16 protein-coding genes and 1 pseudogene are annotated in these 17,537 nt (G+C 70.8%); 8 read left to right on the forward strand and 9 right to left on the reverse strand.

Annotated elements, in window-relative coordinates; genetic code table 11:
- Positions 1-14: 14 nt before the first annotated feature.
- The 5 genes and pseudogenes from AC2A1K_RS05775 to AC2A1K_RS05795 all read right to left on the reverse strand — a co-directional run bounded on the left by AC2A1K_RS05775 (position 15) and on the right by AC2A1K_RS05795 (position 4,897).
- Positions 15-1,232, reverse strand: a complete 1,218-nt coding sequence (locus AC2A1K_RS05775; protein WP_483895365.1) for an acetyl-CoA C-acetyltransferase — start codon at positions 1,230-1,232, stop codon at positions 15-17.
- Positions 1,225-2,352, reverse strand: a complete 1,128-nt coding sequence (locus AC2A1K_RS05780; RefSeq protein ID WP_483895366.1) for a CaiB/BaiF CoA transferase family protein — start codon at positions 2,350-2,352, stop codon at positions 1,225-1,227. Before AC2A1K_RS05780 ends, AC2A1K_RS05775 begins: the two co-directional genes overlap by 8 nt.
- Complete coding sequence (locus AC2A1K_RS05785; RefSeq protein WP_483895485.1) at positions 2,349-2,834, reverse strand: AMP-binding enzyme; 486 nt, start codon at positions 2,832-2,834, stop codon at positions 2,349-2,351. Before AC2A1K_RS05785 ends, AC2A1K_RS05780 begins: the two co-directional genes overlap by 4 nt.
- Positions 2,814-4,046, reverse strand: a pseudogene (locus AC2A1K_RS05790) (AMP-binding protein); the annotation flags it as partial. The pseudogene AC2A1K_RS05790 and the gene AC2A1K_RS05785, both read right to left, overlap by 21 nt.
- Positions 4,043-4,897, reverse strand: coding sequence for an enoyl-CoA hydratase/isomerase family protein (locus tag AC2A1K_RS05795; protein WP_483895367.1), 855 nt, complete (start codon positions 4,895-4,897; stop codon positions 4,043-4,045). The gene AC2A1K_RS05795 and the pseudogene AC2A1K_RS05790, both read right to left, overlap by 4 nt.
- Positions 4,898-5,089: 192 nt before the next feature.
- Between AC2A1K_RS05795 and AC2A1K_RS05800 the strand changes: the two genes are divergently transcribed.
- Positions 5,090-5,734, forward strand: coding sequence for a TetR/AcrR family transcriptional regulator (locus AC2A1K_RS05800; RefSeq protein ID WP_483895368.1), 645 nt, complete (start codon positions 5,090-5,092; stop codon positions 5,732-5,734).
- Between the two features lie 24 nt (positions 5,735-5,758).
- Here AC2A1K_RS05800 and AC2A1K_RS05805 read toward each other — a convergent pair whose 3' ends face one another.
- Positions 5,759-6,601 (reverse strand): enoyl-CoA hydratase/isomerase family protein, encoded by an 843-nt coding sequence (locus tag AC2A1K_RS05805; protein WP_483895369.1) that lies wholly within the window; start codon positions 6,599-6,601, stop codon positions 5,759-5,761.
- A gap of 171 nt (positions 6,602-6,772) precedes the next feature.
- Between AC2A1K_RS05805 and AC2A1K_RS05810 the strand changes: the two genes are divergently transcribed.
- Genes AC2A1K_RS05810 through AC2A1K_RS05835 form a run of 6 tightly spaced genes read left to right on the forward strand, consistent with a single transcriptional unit; the run spans position 6,773 to position 12,489 of the window.
- Positions 6,773-7,516 (forward strand): SDR family NAD(P)-dependent oxidoreductase, encoded by a 744-nt coding sequence (locus AC2A1K_RS05810; protein ID WP_483895370.1) that lies wholly within the window; start codon positions 6,773-6,775, stop codon positions 7,514-7,516.
- Positions 7,517-7,574: 58 nt separating this feature from the next.
- On the forward strand, positions 7,575-9,638 hold the full coding sequence (locus AC2A1K_RS05815; protein ID WP_483895371.1) for an oxidoreductase: 2,064 nt from the start codon (positions 7,575-7,577) through the stop codon (positions 9,636-9,638).
- A 37-nt stretch (positions 9,639-9,675) separates the two neighbouring features.
- Positions 9,676-10,830 (forward strand): acyl-CoA dehydrogenase family protein, encoded by a 1,155-nt coding sequence (locus tag AC2A1K_RS05820; RefSeq protein WP_483895372.1) that lies wholly within the window; start codon positions 9,676-9,678, stop codon positions 10,828-10,830.
- A 29-nt stretch (positions 10,831-10,859) separates the two neighbouring features.
- A complete protein-coding gene (gene fabG / locus AC2A1K_RS05825; protein WP_483895373.1) occupies positions 10,860-11,588 on the forward strand; it encodes a 3-oxoacyl-ACP reductase FabG in 729 nt (242 codons plus the stop codon).
- Positions 11,589-11,608: 20 nt separating this feature from the next.
- A complete protein-coding gene (locus tag AC2A1K_RS05830) occupies positions 11,609-12,013 on the forward strand; it encodes a phenolic acid decarboxylase (protein ID WP_483895374.1) in 405 nt (134 codons plus the stop codon).
- A 23-nt stretch (positions 12,014-12,036) separates the two neighbouring features.
- Positions 12,037-12,489, forward strand: coding sequence for a MaoC family dehydratase (locus AC2A1K_RS05835; protein ID WP_483895375.1), 453 nt, complete (start codon positions 12,037-12,039; stop codon positions 12,487-12,489).
- A 911-nt stretch (positions 12,490-13,400) separates the two neighbouring features.
- Here the strand turns inward: AC2A1K_RS05835 and AC2A1K_RS05840 are convergent.
- Both AC2A1K_RS05840 and AC2A1K_RS05845 read right to left on the reverse strand, forming a co-directional pair.
- On the reverse strand, positions 13,401-14,261 hold the full coding sequence (locus AC2A1K_RS05840) for an alpha/beta fold hydrolase (protein ID WP_483895486.1): 861 nt from the start codon (positions 14,259-14,261) through the stop codon (positions 13,401-13,403).
- Positions 14,262-14,650: 389 nt separating this feature from the next.
- The gene (locus AC2A1K_RS05845; protein ID WP_483895376.1) at positions 14,651-15,508 is read right to left on the reverse strand and encodes an acyl-CoA thioesterase domain-containing protein; all 858 of its coding nucleotides are present in this window, start codon (positions 15,506-15,508) and stop codon (positions 14,651-14,653) included.
- Positions 15,509-15,688: 180 nt separating this feature from the next.
- Between AC2A1K_RS05845 and AC2A1K_RS05850 the strand changes: the two genes are divergently transcribed.
- A complete protein-coding gene (locus AC2A1K_RS05850; protein WP_483895377.1) occupies positions 15,689-17,008 on the forward strand; it encodes an MFS transporter in 1,320 nt (439 codons plus the stop codon).
- Between the two features lie 61 nt (positions 17,009-17,069).
- Here AC2A1K_RS05850 and AC2A1K_RS05855 read toward each other — a convergent pair whose 3' ends face one another.
- Positions 17,070-17,525, reverse strand: a complete 456-nt coding sequence (locus tag AC2A1K_RS05855; RefSeq protein WP_483895378.1) for a MaoC family dehydratase — start codon at positions 17,523-17,525, stop codon at positions 17,070-17,072.
- Between the last annotated feature and the right edge of the window lie 12 nt (positions 17,526-17,537).

A 17,537-nucleotide genomic window follows, 5' to 3' on the forward strand; every position in this document is an offset into this window, starting at 1 on the left:
GAGTGGGTGACCGGTCAGGATGCGAGGCGCTCGAAAACCGCGGCCAGCGCCTGGCCACCGCCGATGCACATGGTTTCCAGGCCGTAGCGGGCCTGACGGCGGTCCATCTCGTGGAGCAGTGTGGCGAGGATTCGCCCTCCGGTCGCGCCGACCGGGTGCCCCAGCGAGATGCCTGAACCGTTGACGTTGAGCCGGTCGTGGTCGGCGTCGTCGAGCTTCCATTCCTGCGCGCAGGCAAGAACCTGCACGGCGAAGGCCTCGTTCACTTCGATCAGGTCGACGTCTGCGAGGGTGAGTCCGGCCCGCTCGAGCGCGACCGCGCTGGCCGGGACCGGCGCGATACCCATGACCTCGGGGGCGACGCCCGCCTGGCCCCACGCGACGAGGCGCGCCAGCGGGATCAGGCCGAGCGAGGCGGCTCGATCGGGATGGGTGACGACGCAGAGCGCGGCGCCGTCGTTCTGCCCGGCGGCGTTGCCCGCGGTGACCGTGGCGTCCGGGTCGTCCTCGCGCAGGACAGGGCGCAACTCGGCGAGCATGTCGGCGGTGGTGTCCGCGCGGACGTGCTCGTCGGCGTCCACGAGGGTGGAACCGCGTCGCGTCGGGACCTCGACGGACACGATCTCGTCGGCGAAGCGGCCCTCCCCCTGGGCTGCGGCGGCACGGTGGTGGCTGCGCGCGGCGTAGTCGTCCTGGTCGCCGCGGCTGATCCGGTACTGCTCGCGCAGCGTCTCGGCGGTCTGCAGCATCCCACCCGGGGTGGGGTGGTATCGCCCGCCGACGGTCACTCGGCCTCGGGTGAGGGCGTCGTGCAACATCACGCCCGGGCCCGTGCGAGCGCCCCAACGCAGACTCGTGGAGTAGAACGGCGCGTTCGACATCGATTCGGCGCCCCCGGCCAGGACGAGATCTGCCTCGCCCCCACGCACGGAAGCTGCCGCCTGCAGCACGGCCTGCAGACCCGACCCGCAACGCCGGTCGACCTGCATCCCGCCGACGGTGACGGGCAGGCCCGCGTCGAGAGCGGCAACCCGACCGATGGCCGGCGCCTCGGCGGTGGGGTAGCAGTGCCCGAGCACGACGTCGTCGACCGCCTCGGGAGGCAGGCCACTGCGTGCAAGGACCGCGTCGATGACCAGGGCAGCGAGCTCGACAGCCGGCAGGGCGCGCAACGCACCGCCGAAGCGGCCCACCGGGGTCCGTACCGGCGAGCAGATCACCACATCACGCATGGACAGCTCCAGGGGCGACGGCCCAGCGGGCGAGGATCGACGACACATCGCTCTCGATATCGACGAGCCGATCGGGGCTGCTCGGTCCGGGCAGCGGTGTGCGGGACAGGTGCGGGGCGGGCGAGGGGTGGATCTCGCCCTCGCGGTCGCGCAGGGTCCCGCGGGCGGCCAGGTGCGGGTCGCTCGGTGCCTCGCTGAGGTCGCGGACCGGGGTGACGCACGCGTCGGTGCCGGCGAACACCGTGGTCCAGGCCTCCCGGGTCCGGCTCGCGAACACGTCGGCGAGGCGGGCTCGCAGCTCCGGCCAGCGTGCGCGGTCCCACTGGGCCGGCAGGTCGCCGGCATCGAGCCCGAGGCCCCGCAGGAGTTGCTCGTAGAACTCGGGCTCGAGGCAGCCGACGGCGACGAAGCGGCTGTCGGCGGTGGGATAGACGGTGTAGAAGGGGGCGCCCCCGTCGAGGTCGTTGCCGCCCGGCGGGCCGCCCCAACGTCCCTCGGCGTGACGGCTCCAGATGCCGGTCATGAGCAGGCTGACGCCGTCGACCATGGCGGCGTCGACGACCTGCCCGCGGCCGCTGCCGGTGCGCTCGTGGAGGGCGGACAGGACGCCGACGACGAGGAGCATGCCTCCGCCGCCGTAGTCGGCGACCAGGTTCAGCGGCGCTACCGGCACCCGGTCATCGCCGACGATCGAACCCAGCGCACCGGTCACGGCCAGGTAGTTGATGTCATGGCCCGCGGTGCTGGCGAGAGGTCCGGTGCGACCCCACCCGGTCATGCGGGCGTACACCAGTGCCGGATTCCGGTCCAGACACGGCAGGGGACCGAGCCCGAGCCGTTCCATCACACCGGGGCGGAAGCCCTCGACGAGAACGTCGGACGAGTCGATCAGTGAGCGGGCGGCGTCGAGGCCGTCCGCGGTCTTCACGTCGAGGTCCACGCGGGTGCGCCCGCGCACCAGGGGACCCTCGGCCCGCGGGACGCCGGGTCGCTCGACGCGGACCACGTCCGCACCGGCGTCGGCGAGCAGCATCGCCGCGAAAGGGCCGGGCCCCAGGCCAGCGAACTCCACCACGCGCAGATCGGCCAGCGGGCCTCCTGCGCTCGCTGTCGCGGTCATCGGGGGACGGCGACGGGGGCCGCCGCTCGCACGGCGGGGTCGTCGCGGAGGCGGAACTTCTGGATCTTTCCCGTGCTGGTGCGGGGGAGTTCGTCGAGCACGACGAGCATCTCGGGCCAGAAGTGCCGGGCCATCCCGGCGGCCTGCAGATGTTCCCCGAGCTCGGCGAGTTGCGGAGGGGACGCGGGATCGGTGGGCACCACGACCGCGCAGGCGCGCTCGCCCAGGCGTTCGTCGGGTCGACCGATGACGGCGACCTCGCGGATCCCGTGGTGGGTGAGCAGCGCGGCCTCGACCTCGACGACGGGGATGTTCTCGCCGCCGCGGATGACGAGGTCCTTGGACCGGCCGCAGATCCGGATGCGCTGGTCGGGGTCGCGCCGGGCGAGGTCGCCGGTGTCGAACCAGCCGTCGTCGTCGAACGCGGCCGCGTAGAGGTCGGGGCGGGCGTGGTAGCCGGTGAACAGGGTCGCGCCGCGCACCAGGAGGCGCCCGACACCGCCGACCGGGACGTCGTCGGACCCGTCGGGTTCGACGACGCGCACCTCGTTCCACGGCATGGGCGCGCCGTCGCTGTCGGCGGCGGCCATCGGCGAGTCGTGATCGATGGTGGTGGTCACCGCACCGCACTCGGTCATGCCCCACACCGCGTGGACGCGCGCTCAGAATCGGGCGGGGAATCGCTCGACCAGGACGGGGGGAATCGGGGCGCCCGCAGCGCTGATGCTGCGCAGCGCCGGGAGCTCGAGCTCGGGCTCGGACGCCGCGGTGGCGAGGATGTCGGCCAGGAACGTGGGCGCCACCATGGTCCAGGCGACGTCGTGGCCGCGAGCCAGCTCGAGCATGACCCGCGGGTCCCAGACGTCCTGGTAGACGGCGGTCATCCCGAGGCTGACCGGCATCGTCAGCCCGAAGTAGAACCCGACGGTGTGGGACATGGGGGAGACCGCGAGCACGGTGTCCGCACCGGTCAGCCCGGCGCTCTTCGGGACCACGGCCGAGCCGGCGTATGCGGTGTTCCAGGTATGGATCACGCCTTTGGGCTCGCCGGTGGTGCCTGAGGTGAATTGGATCTGCGCGACCGCGTCCGGGTCGGGGGTCAGGGTGTCGAGTGCGTCGGCCTGTGCGCCGGGCCCCGATCGGTCGACGAACGCGGGTTCGAAACGCTCGACACCGGGTGGGAGCTCGACATCCGGGGCCGCGTCGACGGCGAACACATGCTCGAGGCTCGGGACGTCGCCGGCGATCTCGGCCAGCATCGACGCGTAGTCGAAGCCGCGATAGGTCGCGGGCGCGACACAGACGCGCGAGCCGAGGCGCCGACAGATGAACTCGACCTCGCGGCGCCGCAGGATCGGCAGGATCGCGTTGGTGACCGCCTCGATGCGGCCGCAGGCCAGGTGCAAGGCCGTGAACTGCCACCAGTTCGGCAGCTGGAAGGACACGACGTCGCCGGGGCGTACGCCGAGATCCAGCAGCGCGGCGGCGAACCGGTCGACCAGCCCGGCGAGTTCCCCGTAGGTCAGGCGCTCGACGCCGCGGTCGGCTCGGTGCGCCACGATCGCGATCCGGTCCGGCCGCCGTTGCGCGTGGTCGCGGAGGTCGTCGAGGACGGTGCGGTCGCGCCACCACCCCCGCGCGCGGTAGTGCTCGCGCAGCGTGGGGTCGACGGCGACCGGGGCGGCGTGGCTCATGCGCACTCCTCGGTGTTCAGCGCGGTGGCCGGGTCGGTGGGTGATGCGGGTGATGCGGGTGATCCGGAGGTCGGGCGGCGGTCGCGTCGCTGTGCGAAGCCGGCCAGCAGTCCGACGGTGTCGGGACGGGCTCCGAGCTCGCGCACGGCGTCGATTTCGGCGGCGAAGCCCGCGACCCCGGTGGATGTCGCGGCGCGCAGGCAGATCTTGGCTGCGACCAGGGCGGCGCGCGGGCGGTTGGCGATCCGTCGGGCCAGCGCGATCGCTTCGGTGGCGACCTCGGTGTCGTCGACGACATGCTGGACCAGACCCGGGGGAGCGTCGGCTGCGCGCACGAGGTCCCCACTGAGGATCATGTGTGCGGCGGTGCCGGGGTGGAGCAGGCTGGCGAGGCGCTGGGTGCCCCCGGCGCCGGGAACCAGGCCGAGGCCGGTCTCGGGAAGGCCGAGCCGGGTCGCGGCGCCGGCCACCCGGACATCACAGGCCAGGGCGAGTTCGAGCCCGCCGCCCGCGGCGAAGCCGTGCAGGGCGGCCACGGTCGGGACCGGGAGCCGGGCGACCGATGAGAACACCGTCTGCATGCGCGTCACGTGGGCCACCAGCCCGTCCACGTCACCGCGGTCGGCCATCGCGGCGAGCGCCTCGACGTCAGCGCCCGCCGAGAAGGCCGTGCCCTCGCCCCGCAGCACCACGGCCCGCACGTTCTCGTCCGCGGAGACCGCGGACACCGCGGCGTGGAGCGCGCCGACCAGCTCGGCGTCGAACGCGTTGACCGGTGGCCGGGCGAGGCTCAGCACGACCACCCCGCCGAGGTCCTCGCGCTCGACCCGGGCCACGGCCGTCTCCGTCATGCGTGCTCCCCCTGTGCGCCGAACGTCCTGGCGTGTCGACGCTAGTGACTGCCAGGCCGAACAGTCAACCGATCGGTCGGCTTTTGCTCGCAAGGTCGGAAGAGGTGGCGCATCGTCGACTCGTGGGCGAGAGGATGACCGGCGAACGCGAGAGCCGAGTCCCGGACCACTGGGACGGGCTACGCTCGGTGCATGACATCGATGATCGAGGGCCAGGGCGAGCGTCAGGACCCGGGCGCGGGGTCATCACGGGTCGCGCGCCGCCGCGACCGTCGCAAGGCCGAGATCGTGCGGGTCACGCTGCAGATGCTGTCGACCGCCGGCTATCAGGGCATGAGCCTCGAGGACGTGGCCGAGGCCACCGACATCGCCAAGGGCACGCTGTACCACTACTTCTCCGGCAAGGACGCTCTCGTGGCGGCAGCGCTGGAGACGCTGACCACCGACGTGCTCGAGCGTCTCGAGGCCGAGCTCGCCGCACGCGAGCGCACCCCGACCGAGCAGCTCCGGGTGCTGGTCGGTGAGCAGCTGCACGTGCTGACCGAGCTCTACCCGGAGGTCGGGAAGCTCTTCTCCTTCCCGACCTCCTGGCCGACCGAGCACGACGACTCGATGAAGTCGATGCGGCGCCGCCACAACGAGATCTTCCGGGCCGTCGTCGACCGTGGTGTGGCCACCGGGGAGTTCGACTGCCCCGACCTCGAGGTCGCTCTGCACTGCCTGCATGGCGTGCTCAACCACGCCTCGGTGTGGCTGCGCCCGAGTACCGACCCCGAGGGGCGCAAGCGCGACGCCGTCGTCGCCGAGGCCGTCCGGCTTTTCGTCGCCCCCGGGTAGTCGCCCCCGGGTAGTCGGCGCCTCTCAGCGGCCGTCGTGAGCGGACGGGAACCGCGGCGCCCGCTTCTCGCGCAGCGCGGTATGGCCTTCCACGACGTCCGGGCCGAGGAAGGTCAGCATCTCGTAGGCCGCGGACTGGTCGAAGGTGGGTCCAGCGGTGCGCAGCCAGTTGTTGAGGCTGCGCTTGGTCAGGCGGATGGCGGGCTGGGCGCCGGTGGCGAGCGTCTCGGCCACACGCAGGGCCTCGTCGAGCACCTGGTCGCGGGGGAACGCCTTGGCGACCATGCCGAGGCGCTCGGCCTCGGCGCCGGTGAGCATCTCGCCGGTCAGCAGGTAGTAGCGCGCCTTGGCCATGCCGGCGAGCAGCGGCCAGATGATCGCGGCGTGGTCGCCGGCGGCGACACCGAGCTTGACGTGGCCGTCGCCGATCCGGGCGTCCTCGGCGGCGATGGCGACGTCGGCGAGCAGCGCGGCGACGGTCCCCGCTCCGACCGCGACACCGTTGATCGCCGAGACGATCGGCTTCTCGCAGTCGATGATGTTGTAGACGAGCTGGCTCATCTCCTTGAGCATGTGCTGGATCCGGTCGTAGTCGCCCGCGAGGCGCTCGACCATGGCCAGGTCGCCGCCGGCGGAGAACGCCTTCCCGGCACCGGTGATCACCGCGACGCGCGTCTCCGCGTCGGCGTCGACGTCGCGCCACACCCGCGCGAGCTCTCCGTGCATGCCCTCGTCCGCGGCGTTGTACTTGTCCGGCCGGTTGATCGTGATCAGCAGGACGCCGTGCTCCCGGCGCTCGAACGTGAGCTGTTCGTACGCCTCGTAGCCCTTCGTCGCCCGTCCCTCGACGTGCTCTTCGACGGTCACCCTCATCGCCTCCCGGTCGTCGAACCCTCGCGCGAGCTGCGCGTCCGGGCCGGAGCCAACCACAGAAGCCAGTAACCGACCATATATCGAAGGTTCGACTAGACGGTTGATTATTGCCTTTGCTGGTCGTAGTTTCCTGTTCGGCGACCGATCGCGACGACGGAGGCAGGCGTGGAGCTCGAGAGCACGACGGCAGTGGTGACCGGGGCGGCATCGGGTATCGGCCGCGCCGTCGCTGTCCGGCTGGCGAAGGCGGGGGCGACCGTGGTCGCGGTGGACCGCGACGCCGCCGGGCTCGCGGACACCGCGCCCCTGCTCGGCGAGGGCGCGACCACCCACCGTGTCGACCTCGCCGACCCGGCCGCGGTCATCGCCCTGCGCGACGAGGTCATCGCCGCCCACGGCCTGCCCCATGTGATCGTCAACGGGGCGGGGTTCGACCGCGTCGAGCCGTTCCTGCAGAACGACGACGCGCTGTGGGAGTCGCTCGCCGCGGTGAACTTCCTCGGTCCGGTGCGGCTGACCCACGCCTTCCTGACCGCGATCACCGCCGAGACCGGTGCTCGAGCGAAGATCGTCAACATCGCCAGCGACGCGGGGCGAGTCGGCAGCATGGGCGAGACCGTCTACTCCGGCACCAAGGGCGGCCTGATCGCGTTCACCAAATCCCTCGCCCGCGAGATGGCCCGTCACCGGATCACCGTCAACTGCGTGTGCCCCGGCCCGACCGACACCCCGCTGTTCGCGACCCTGCCCGAGAAGGTCCGCGAGAGCCTGATCCGCGCGATCCCGTTCCGCCGTCTCGCACAGCCCGACGAGGTCGCCGACGCGGTGCTGTTCTTCGCCTCGGACGCCGCCGACTACGTCACCGGACAGGTCCTGTCGGTCAGCGGCGGCCTGACCATGGCCGGCTGACCCGCCCGGACCGCGGCGCACACCACGAGCACCGTCCCCTCTTCCGTCCGGAGATGTCGTGACCTCAGCACTGACCACCACCGCACCGAGCACCACGTCGACGCGTCATCCGCGTCTGCTCTCCTCGCTCGAGGTCGGTGCGCACACCCTGCCCAACCGCGTGGTGATGGGCGCCATGCACACGAGGCTGGAGACCCTCGACCGTCCGGTGGAGCGCCTGGCGGCGTTCTACGCCGCGCGGGCCCGCGGCGAGGTCGGGCTGATCCTCTCCGGCGGGTTCGCCCCCCACCCGGACGGACGCCTCGACCCCGACTCCGGGGTCCTCGCCGACGACAGCGAGATCGGCCTGCACCGGGCGGTGACCGGCGCCGTCCACGACGCCGGCGGCCTGATCGCGCTGCAGATCCTGCACGCCGGGCGCTACGCCAAGGTGCCCGAGTGCGTCGGCCCGTCCGCGGTCCGCGCACGCATCAACCGCTACACGCCCCGCGCGCTGGACACCGCAGAGGCCTGGGACCTCGTCGAGCAGTTCACCCGCACCGCCGAACTCGCCCACGAGGGCGGCTACGACGGCGTGGAGATCATGGGCTCGGAGGGCTACCTGATCAACGAGTTCGTCTCACCGCGCACCAACGACCGCGACGACGAGTTCGGCGGCGACCTCGACGGGCGCCTACGGCTACCGGTCGAGATCGTCCGCCGCGTCCGCGAGCGCCTCGGTCCGCGCTTCCTGCTCATCTACCGCATCTCCGCCATCGATCTCGTCGACGACGGGATGACCGGCGACGAGATCGCCGAGCTCGCACGGCGCGTCGAGGACGCGGGCGCCGACGTGATCAACACTGGGATCGGTTGGCACGAGTCGAGCGTGCCCACGATCGCGGCCAGCGTGCCCCGAGCGGCCTTCACGTTCGCCGTGCGGCGGGTCAAGGACGCGGTGACCCTCCCGGTGATCGCCTCCAACCGCATCAACGACCCCGACCTGGCCGAGGCCCTGCTCGCCGACGGCGACGCCGACCTGATCTCCATGGCCCGGCCCTTGCTGGCCGACCCCGACTTCACCCTCAAGGTCCGCGAGCATCGGCCGGAGGAGATCAACACCTGCATCGCGTGCAACCAGGCCTGCCTCGACCGGATCTTCACCGACCGCACCGCGTCCTGCATGGTCAACCCGCGCGCCGGCCGTGAGATCGAGTTCCTGGCCGAGGCACCGACGCTGCGCCGGCGCATCGCTGTGGTCGGTGCCGGTCCCGCCGGCATGGCGTTCGCGCTGACCGCCGCCGAGCGCGGGCACAGTGTGGTCCTCCACGACGCCGCCGACGAGCTGGGTGGTCAGTGGAACATGGCCAAGGTCGTGCCCGGCAAGGCAGAGTTCAACGAGGCCATCCGCTACTACCGGGTGCGCCTCGCCCGGGTCGGGGTCGACGTCCGGCTCGGCCGGCGCGTCGAGGCCGACGAGCTCGCCGCCGAGAACTACGACGAGATCATCCTCTCGACCGGGGTGACCCCACGACGTCCTGACATCCCGGGGATCGATCACCCCTCGGTGGTGTCCTACGACGACGTGCTGACCGGGCGGGTCCGGCCGGGCCGCCGGGTGGCGATCATCGGCGGTGGCGGCATCGGCTTCGACATGGCCGAGTTTCTGGTCGGCGACCCGAACCACGCCCTGGATGTGGCGGTCTTCCTGCGCGACTGGGGTGTGACCGATACCGACCCGGCGCAGCGCGGCGACGTCATCGCCACACCGCCCGACCCCGTGGTGCCCCACGAGATCACCATGTTCCAGCGCACGAGCGAGCGCATGGGACGAGGCCTGGGAAAGTCCACCGGCTGGATCCTCCGGAGCAGGCTGCGCCGCGCCGGGGTCGGCGAGGTCCCCGGCGTGCGCTACGACGCCATCGACGACGACGGGCTGCACTACACCGTCGACGGGCAGGCTCATGTGCACTCCTGCGACACCGTCGTGATCTGTGCCGGCCAGGACAGCGACCGCACGCTCCACGATGCCCTGGCCGCCCGCGGGATCCACGCTCGGCTGGTCGGCGGGGCCGACGTCGCCGCCGAGCTGGACGCCGTGGCCGCCATCGACCAGGCGACGCGCCTGGCCCTGACCGTCTGACCCCGCACCCACCTCACCCCGCGTCCGGAGGAACACCGTGGATCCATCCGACTTCGCCGACGTCCTGAGCTCGGTGCGCGCGTTCGTCCGCGAGCAGGTCGTCCCCCTGGAGGACCAGATCGAGGAGACCGACGAGGTGCCGGAGAAGATCCGCGAGGTCGGTAAGGCGATGGGCCTCTACGGCTTCGCGATCCCCGAGGACTTCGGGGGAATCGGTCTCTCGATGACCGAAGAGGTCGAGGTCGCCATGGAGCTCGGGTGGACCACGCCGGCGCTGCGCAATCTGTTCGGCACCAACAACGGCATCGCCGGACAGGTCCTGCTCGCCGGCGGCACGCCCGAGCAGCGGGGGGAGTGGCTGCCGCGCCTGGCCAGCGGCGACGCGGTCGCGAGCTTCGCGCTCACCGAGCCCGACGCCGGCTCCGACCCCAGCTCGCTGACCACGAGAGCGATCCGCGACGGGGACCAGTGGGTGATCAACGGACAGAAGCGCTGGATCACCAATGCGCCGCTCGCCGACGTCCTGATGGTCTTCGCGCGGACCGACCCGGACGCCCCGCCGGCCAAGGGCATCTCGACGTTCCTCGTGCCCACGGACGCGCCCGGGGTCTCCTTCTCCCCCCACGACGCCAAGATGGGCCAGCGCGGCGCCTGGACCTGCGAGGTCTACCTCGACGACGTCCGGGTACCGGCCGCGAACCTCGTCGGCGGCGAGCAGGGCCTGCACCGCGGCTTCGTCACGGCCATGAAGTGCCTCACCCACGGCCGGCTGCACATCGCCGCGCTGTGCATGGGCATGGCCGCCCGCCTGGTCCACGAGACCACGACCTTCGCCACGGCACGCGAGCAGGGCGGAGCCCCGATCGCCTCCTACCAGCTCGTCCAGGGCCTCGTGGCCGACTCGGTCACCGACTGGCACGCCGGACGCGCCCTGGTCCGCCAGGCCGCGAAGGCCTACGACGACGCCTCCGACACCACCCTGGGCCCCTCCACGGCCAAGTACTTCTGCTCCGAGGCCGTCGGGCGCATCGCCGACCGTGCGGTCCAGATCCACGGTGGCTCGGGCTACATGCGCGGCGTGGCGGTCGAGCGCTTCTACCGCGACGCCCGGCTGTTCCGGATCTACGAGGGCACCAGCCAGATCCAGCAGCTCATCATCGCCCGCGCCGCACTGCGCTCGGCGGCCCGGTGAGCACCGCCGACACGACGAGGAGGCCGGCCGTGACGCTGCTCGCGGGATACGGGACCGTCGTCACCGGCGCCGCGCAGGGGCTCGGCTACGCGATTGCCGAGGCGTTCGTCGCCCACGGCGCCTCGGTGGTGATCGCCGACGTCGACCTCGACGCCGCCGTGACGGCGGCCGAGAAGCTCGGATCGGCCATCGTCGTGCGCTGCGACGTCACCGACGAGGACCAGGTCGAGGCCGCCGTCGCCGCCTCGACCGACCACTTCGGGCGCCTCGACGTGATGGTCAACAACGCCGGCGTCACCCGGGACCGCACCATGGCGAAGATGACCGCCGAGGACTTCCGCGCCGTCACCGACGTACACCTGCTGGGGGCCTGGCTCGGAACCCGCGCCGCCGGTGCGGCGATGCGCGCGGGCGGGGGCTCGATCATCACCATGTCCTCGATCTCGGGCAAGGTCGGGATGTTCGGTCAGACCAATTACAGCGCGGCCAAGGCCGGCATGGTGGGGCTGACCAAGGCCGCGGCCAAAGAACTCGCCCGCTTCGGCGTCCGGGTGAACGCGATCCAGCCCGGCCTCATCGACACCGCCATGACCGCCGCCATGCCCCGGGCGGCCTACGAGGCGAAGCTCGCTGAGATCCCACTCGGCCGAGCCGGGCGACCCGACGAGATCGCCAACACCGCGCTGTTCCTCGCCAGCGAACTGTCGTCCTACATGACCGGCACCGTCCTGGAGGTCACGGGTGGCCGGCACATGTGAGCGCATGAGATTGGAGAACGATGGAGACGATTCTTGGTTCGCGGTTCCGCTGGTTCCAGCCCAACGGGTGGCTGTTCGACCCTGTCGTCATGGGACCCGACACCATCGACTACACCGTGAAGCAAGGTCCTCACGCGGGCCGCCACGCTGTGCAGCGCACCTACTACCACCGCATCACGCCGAGCATCGAGCAGACGTCGTGGTACGAAGAGGTCGGGACGATCGTCACGATCATCTGGTACCTCGAGACCCGAACCAGCCATCGCTTCGCGGCGCTTCCGGCCTGGGCCGGCGCCAACCTCCCGGTCCTCATCGGTGACAACAGGGATCCCGCCTACCTCGAGCGGATCAACTCGCTGGCCGAGTCCAACCCCGACGGTTCGCGAACGATTCTGTGGGACGACGGGTACTTCGAGGAGTTGTGACCGCACCACGACACGAGAGGATCATGCGCAGATTCAACGGCGCCGGCGACCTGACCGCTTCCGTGGGCGAGCGGCTCGGTCCGACTGGCTGGATCGTTGTGGACCAGGACCGGATCGATCGTTTCGCTGATCTCACCAACGATCGCCAATGGATCCACGTCCACCCGCAGCGGGCCGTCGACGGGCCATACGGCGCGACGATCGCCCACGGCTACCTGACGCTGACGATGTTGCCGGAGTTCCTGAACTCGCTCTACCGCGTGGACGGAGTCCGGATGGCGTTGAACTACGGACTCAACAAGGTCCGTCTACCCGCCCCGGTGCTCGTCGGATCGTCATTGCGCGCCACCGCGACCCTGGCGGATGTCGATGTATTCGAGGGCGCCGTACAAGTGGTCTGGTCAACAATCGTGGAGATTCATGGCGCCGCGAAGCCCGCGTGCGTCGCCGAGAGCGTGACACGGTTCGTCCTCTGACGAACGACTGGTTGTCGCCTCTCAGACGAACCCTGGCCTTTCGACGAAGGTATGGGTCGACGGCGAAGGTGGGCGCGCCGGTGACGTCGCTGCGTTCCGCCGAAGCGACCTGGGGCCGGCGGCGGCACGCTTGGCGCTCTCGAGAGTGTGGGGATCGCCACGGACCAGTTCCACGCGCTGTCGAGCGCTGCAGCGTGATCCTTGAAGTCTTGGCGCAGCCGGTCCTGACGGCCCAGCACTCAAGTGAACTCGTTCATCGCCCGGTGGACTACGAAGCCCGCCACACCGCCCCTAACCAAGATCACTGACTCCACACTGCTGGTGTCCGGTCCGCGGGGCCAACCTCAATCGATGTCAGCTCGGTGACGTGCAGTTGGAGATCGCTCGTGCGGCGTTCCGCGGCGGTGCGGCGAGCGGCCTGCTCAGCGCCTCTGGCGTCGCGTTCGCGTTGCTTGGCCTCACGGGCGGCTCGGGCCTGCTCGCGCTCCGATTCGACTCGCAACTCCCGAGCGACCTGTCGCTCAATCCGCTCGTTGCGGGACCGCTGAGGATCAGGGTGGCCGGACGAGCGGCGAGGCACGAGAGGCTCCTGGGATGGGTGGGACGGGCAGGTTTCACCCCATCAGCGGTCGGCTCGAATGTCGTCTGCCGTCGGGGTGACGCGGCTGGGCCGGCGCCCCCTCCTGCCGCTTTGCGCCGGCGCGATGCCTCTGGCGTTGGAGGCCACCATTGCCTGCTTCGCCAGGCGTCCTGGTCTCCTGACACGCCGGAGCAGTTCAGATCATCGAAACTGGCACCCAGTCCTACCGACTCGCCCACGCCCGCGCCCGACGAGGAGCGGACTCCTGATCTTTCGGACCCTGCCGTCTTTCGCGGTCTCAGACGGCTCCGGCTACCGGCCCGTCAGGGGCCTACTTGCTCGCTTGCACGCTGGCGCCGGCGAAGATGTCGGGCGCTTCGACCGGGACGAAGTGACCGACCCCGTCCACGAGCTGGACGGTGACCTGCGCGAAGAACTCTCCGACGCGGTCGGACCAGGCGCGCAGGAACAGGGGGTCGTGCTCGGCCCACAGGAACGTCGTGGGGACCATGATCTTCTCGTCGGGGACCGTCTCGCCCAGGTAGCGCGCCACGACGCTTCCGGCCGCTCGGTAGTACCCGATCGAAGCAACGAACGCGCCGGCGGGGCCATACGCCGACGTCAGGTGCTCAAGCCGGGCGGCGTCCACGACGAAGTCAGGGCCGGACCAGTGGGTCCAGAAGTACTCCAGATAGTCCCGCACAGCGTCCGGTTTCCCGTCGAGGAGCTTCTCGGCCAGGTCGAGATGATGGAAGGACTGATACCAGAACTCGCGAAACGGACCTTCGCTGAGGATCCGTGACCCGACGCCCGGAGCTGGTGGCGTGATGACCATGGCGCTGAGCAGGTCGGGCCTGTCCTTCGCGAGCTGCTGACCGACCCTGCTGCCGATGTCGTAACCGCCCAGCACGACTTGGGAGAGCCCCAGCTCTTCGATCAGTCCCGCGACACTGCGGGCCTGGGCCACCAGGCTGTAGTAGTCGCCGGGGTCGCGGAGGTGCTTATCCGAGGCGCCGAAACCGCGCAGGTCCGGCACGACGACGTCGAACTCGTCCCCAAGCCTCTCGGCGACGGATGCCATGTCTGTCCGGTCCCCGGGCCAGCCATGAAGCAGGACCACCGGCGGCCGACCAGCCGATCCCAGACGGTCGAAGCTCAGGGTGAACCCATCGACCGGGGCTCCCGTCGGCATCGAGAACACGCTCCTTCCACCAACGCTTGCCCGCGGCCCGAGCCGACGCACGCTCTCGCGCGCCGAGCGACCCACCATCGACGATCACCTTCCGCGAACTCTAGTGGCTGGACGGACAACAGCCGTCAAGATCAAGCCACTCCCGCACAGCGGCCGGGCTCGTCACCCAGCACCACGAGCACCTCCGCCGCGGGAGCCAACGAGGACTGTCACCCCGGGGCCAACTTCAGTTGACATCGCCATCAGGACCAGCTTGGTGATCAGTGGTGCTCGTTTGTGCTGGTCAGTGCTCCTGGCCGCCTATGTCGATCATCTGCGGTGACCGTCCGAGACAGCTCGTGGTGTGACGTCAGCGGTACCCACACCGGGCCTGTGCGCTCTCGTGCGCCTCACCGGGTTCGCGCTGGGTCCACGGCGTGACCGCCGTTGGCGAGCGTGGAGACGACCGCGCTTCCGAGCGGGCCGTGCCGGTCGAAGACGGTCGTGGTGCCGATGCCCAAGCCGTCGGACTCGACGCGCGAGGTGGCGATCATGCCTACGCCCTCGCCGTGGGCCGGCAGGCGGGTGAGGGTGAGGGTGGCGTCGGCGTTGATGAACTCGACGCCGCGGGTGCCCCAGCTGCTGGTCAGGTTCGCGGCATCGGCCAGGACCGCGACGTGCTCGAAAGGGGTCGGGTTCTCGCCCTCGACGAGGGGCGCGGCAGGGAACCAGACCGCCTTGCGCGAGGCGTTGATGTGGGCGCCGGGGTCGTCCGACCAGCCGTCGTCGCTGCGGTAGAGGATCGGCTCGACGGGATCGGGCCAGAGGTCCCCCGGTGGAGCCTCAGGGGCGTCGGGCAGCGGACCGGTCCACGCCGTGCCCGCCGACGGTCCGCCGACGGCCAGCAGCAGCAGGGTGGCGCGGGCCATCGTCGTGCCGTCCTGGACCAGGAACGCATCGACCAGGCGGAGCCTGCGCCCGCCCCGGACGATGGTGGTCTCGACGGTGCTCGGCACCATCGCGCCGGGCCGGAAGAGGTCCAGCGTCCATCGCACGGGGCGAAAGCGCGCGGCGCCCTCGAGGCCATACGCGGCGCGTTCGGCGGCCCGCGCGAGGAGGCCGCTGACCGCTGTGCCCCGGAGCTGTCCGGCGCCGTCCGGCCCGCCCCAGCCGCTTTTCGCTCGTGGCAGCGGCACGAACAGGCCGCCGTCGACCCGGAAGAACGCCGTGGGCGAGGTGTGGTCGACAGGCGTGCCGGCACATGACATGACGTGAACCTCCCACGCGACGCCCCGGCCCCGACGGGGAGCCGCGAGTTCGGTCTTGTGATCTCGACCGTTGACTGAGCATTATATATTTAACATGACCGGATCGTCCGGCATGTCGCCGTGGACGGTTTCCGCGGGTGGTGACGGGGCGCCCTCCGGGTGCCGGAGGAGAGGCAGGCGATGACGCTTCACGACGACGCCCGGACAGAGGTGGAGCCCGCACGGACGACGACCCGGTCCCGCAAGGTCCTGCCGGCGGCGATCGCCTCGCAGTCGATCGAGTTCTACGACTTCCTGATCTACGGAACGGCGGCGTCGTTGGTCTTCGGGAAGCTGTTCTTCCCGGCGGTGAGCCCGGTCGCGGGCGTCCTCGCCGCGTTCGCCACGTTCGCGGTCGGCTTCGCGGGGCGTCCCGTCGGCGCGGTCGTCTTCGGTCACATCGGAGACCGTTACGGCCGGAAGCCCGCTCTCGTCGGCGCCCTCATGCTGATGGCCGTCGCGACGTTGCTGATCGGCCTTCTGCCGACCTACGCGAGCGTCGGCCTGCTCGCGCCCGTGCTGCTGGCGGTGCTGCGGGTCTTCCAAGGCATCTCGATGGGCGGCCAGTGGGCGGGCGTCACGCTCATCGCTCTGGAGCACGCACCGGCGCGACGGCGGGGCCTGCACGCCGCCCTGCCCCAGCTCGGGGTGTCGATCGGCATGATCAGCGGGACGCTGATCTTCCTCCTGATCAGCACCTCCACCTCGGCGGACCAGTTCGCCTCGTGGGGGTGGAGGATCCCGTTCCTGCTGACGGTCCTGATGTTCCCGGTCGCCTACTACCTGCACCGTTTCATCGAGGACACCCCGGCCTTCAAGCAGGCCGAGAACGCCATCGCCTCGGACGGGGCGCGCCCCCGCTCGTCGGTGATCGAGGTCCTCCGCCGGCCGCGCCAGATGCTGCTGGCGATCGCGACCTACCTCGTGGCGTCGGTGTTCTTCTACGTGATCGTCACCGGCAGCCTCGACTACGGCGTGCGGGAGCTGGAGATCCCCCGGGGCACGATGTTGACCGCGATCATGCTCTCGATGCTCGCGTTCGCGGCCGCGACGGTGGGCTTCGCCTGGCTCTCCGACCTCGTCGGGCGCAAGCCCGTCTACGCCGGCGGGGCGGCCCTGGCCGGGGTCTGGGCCTTCGTGACCTTCCCGCTGGTGGAGACACGCAGCTTCGGCCTGATCCTGCTCGGGCTGTCGATCGCGCAGGTCTCCATCGGTGCCATGTACGGCACGGCGACATCGATGTTCGCCGAGATGTTCCCGCCGAGCATGCGCTACTCGGGGGCCTCCCTCGGCAACCAGCTCGCCAACATCCTCGGCGGTGGGCTTGCGCCGTTCACGATGGTGGCCCTGCTCGCCGCGACGGGCACGACGGTGTCCGTGGCCATCTACGTGGCGCTCACCGCGGTCATCTGCCTCGTGGCTCTCGCGTTCATCCGGTTTCCGGACCCCGACGCCACCTGAGAGAGCCGGATCGCCGTCGACGACGCGTCCTGATCGGGCGCGCTCGTCGACGGCTCCGGACTCACTCGAAGGAGATGCGGGTCAGCAGTTCGGCCACACAGGCCGGCTTGACCACGTCCTGGAGCTCGACCGTCACCCGCGTCAGGAGCTGGAGCCCACCATCCGGCAGGTCGTCGGCCGACGCGATGACCAACCTGGCCCGGAGGCGCGAGCCGACCGGCACCGGCGAGGGGAAGCGGACCTTCTCCAGCCCGTAGTTCACGGCCGTCGCGCCCTCGAACTGCCGGATGCCGTTCGCGAGGACCGGCACGAGCGACAGGGTGAGGAACCCGTGGGCCACCGTCGTGCCGAACGGCCCCGCCGCGGCCCGCACCGGGTCGACGTGGATCCACTGGTGGTCACCGGTGTCCTCGGCGAACCCGTCGACCCGGTCCTGGTCGACGATCATCCATTCCCCGGGACCGATCTCACGGCCGAGAGCTTCTCGGACGTCCGTCACGTTGCGCAGAGCTAGCATGCAAAATATATT

This window comes from Actinomycetospora sp. 2LY8.5, from assembly GCF_057180585.1.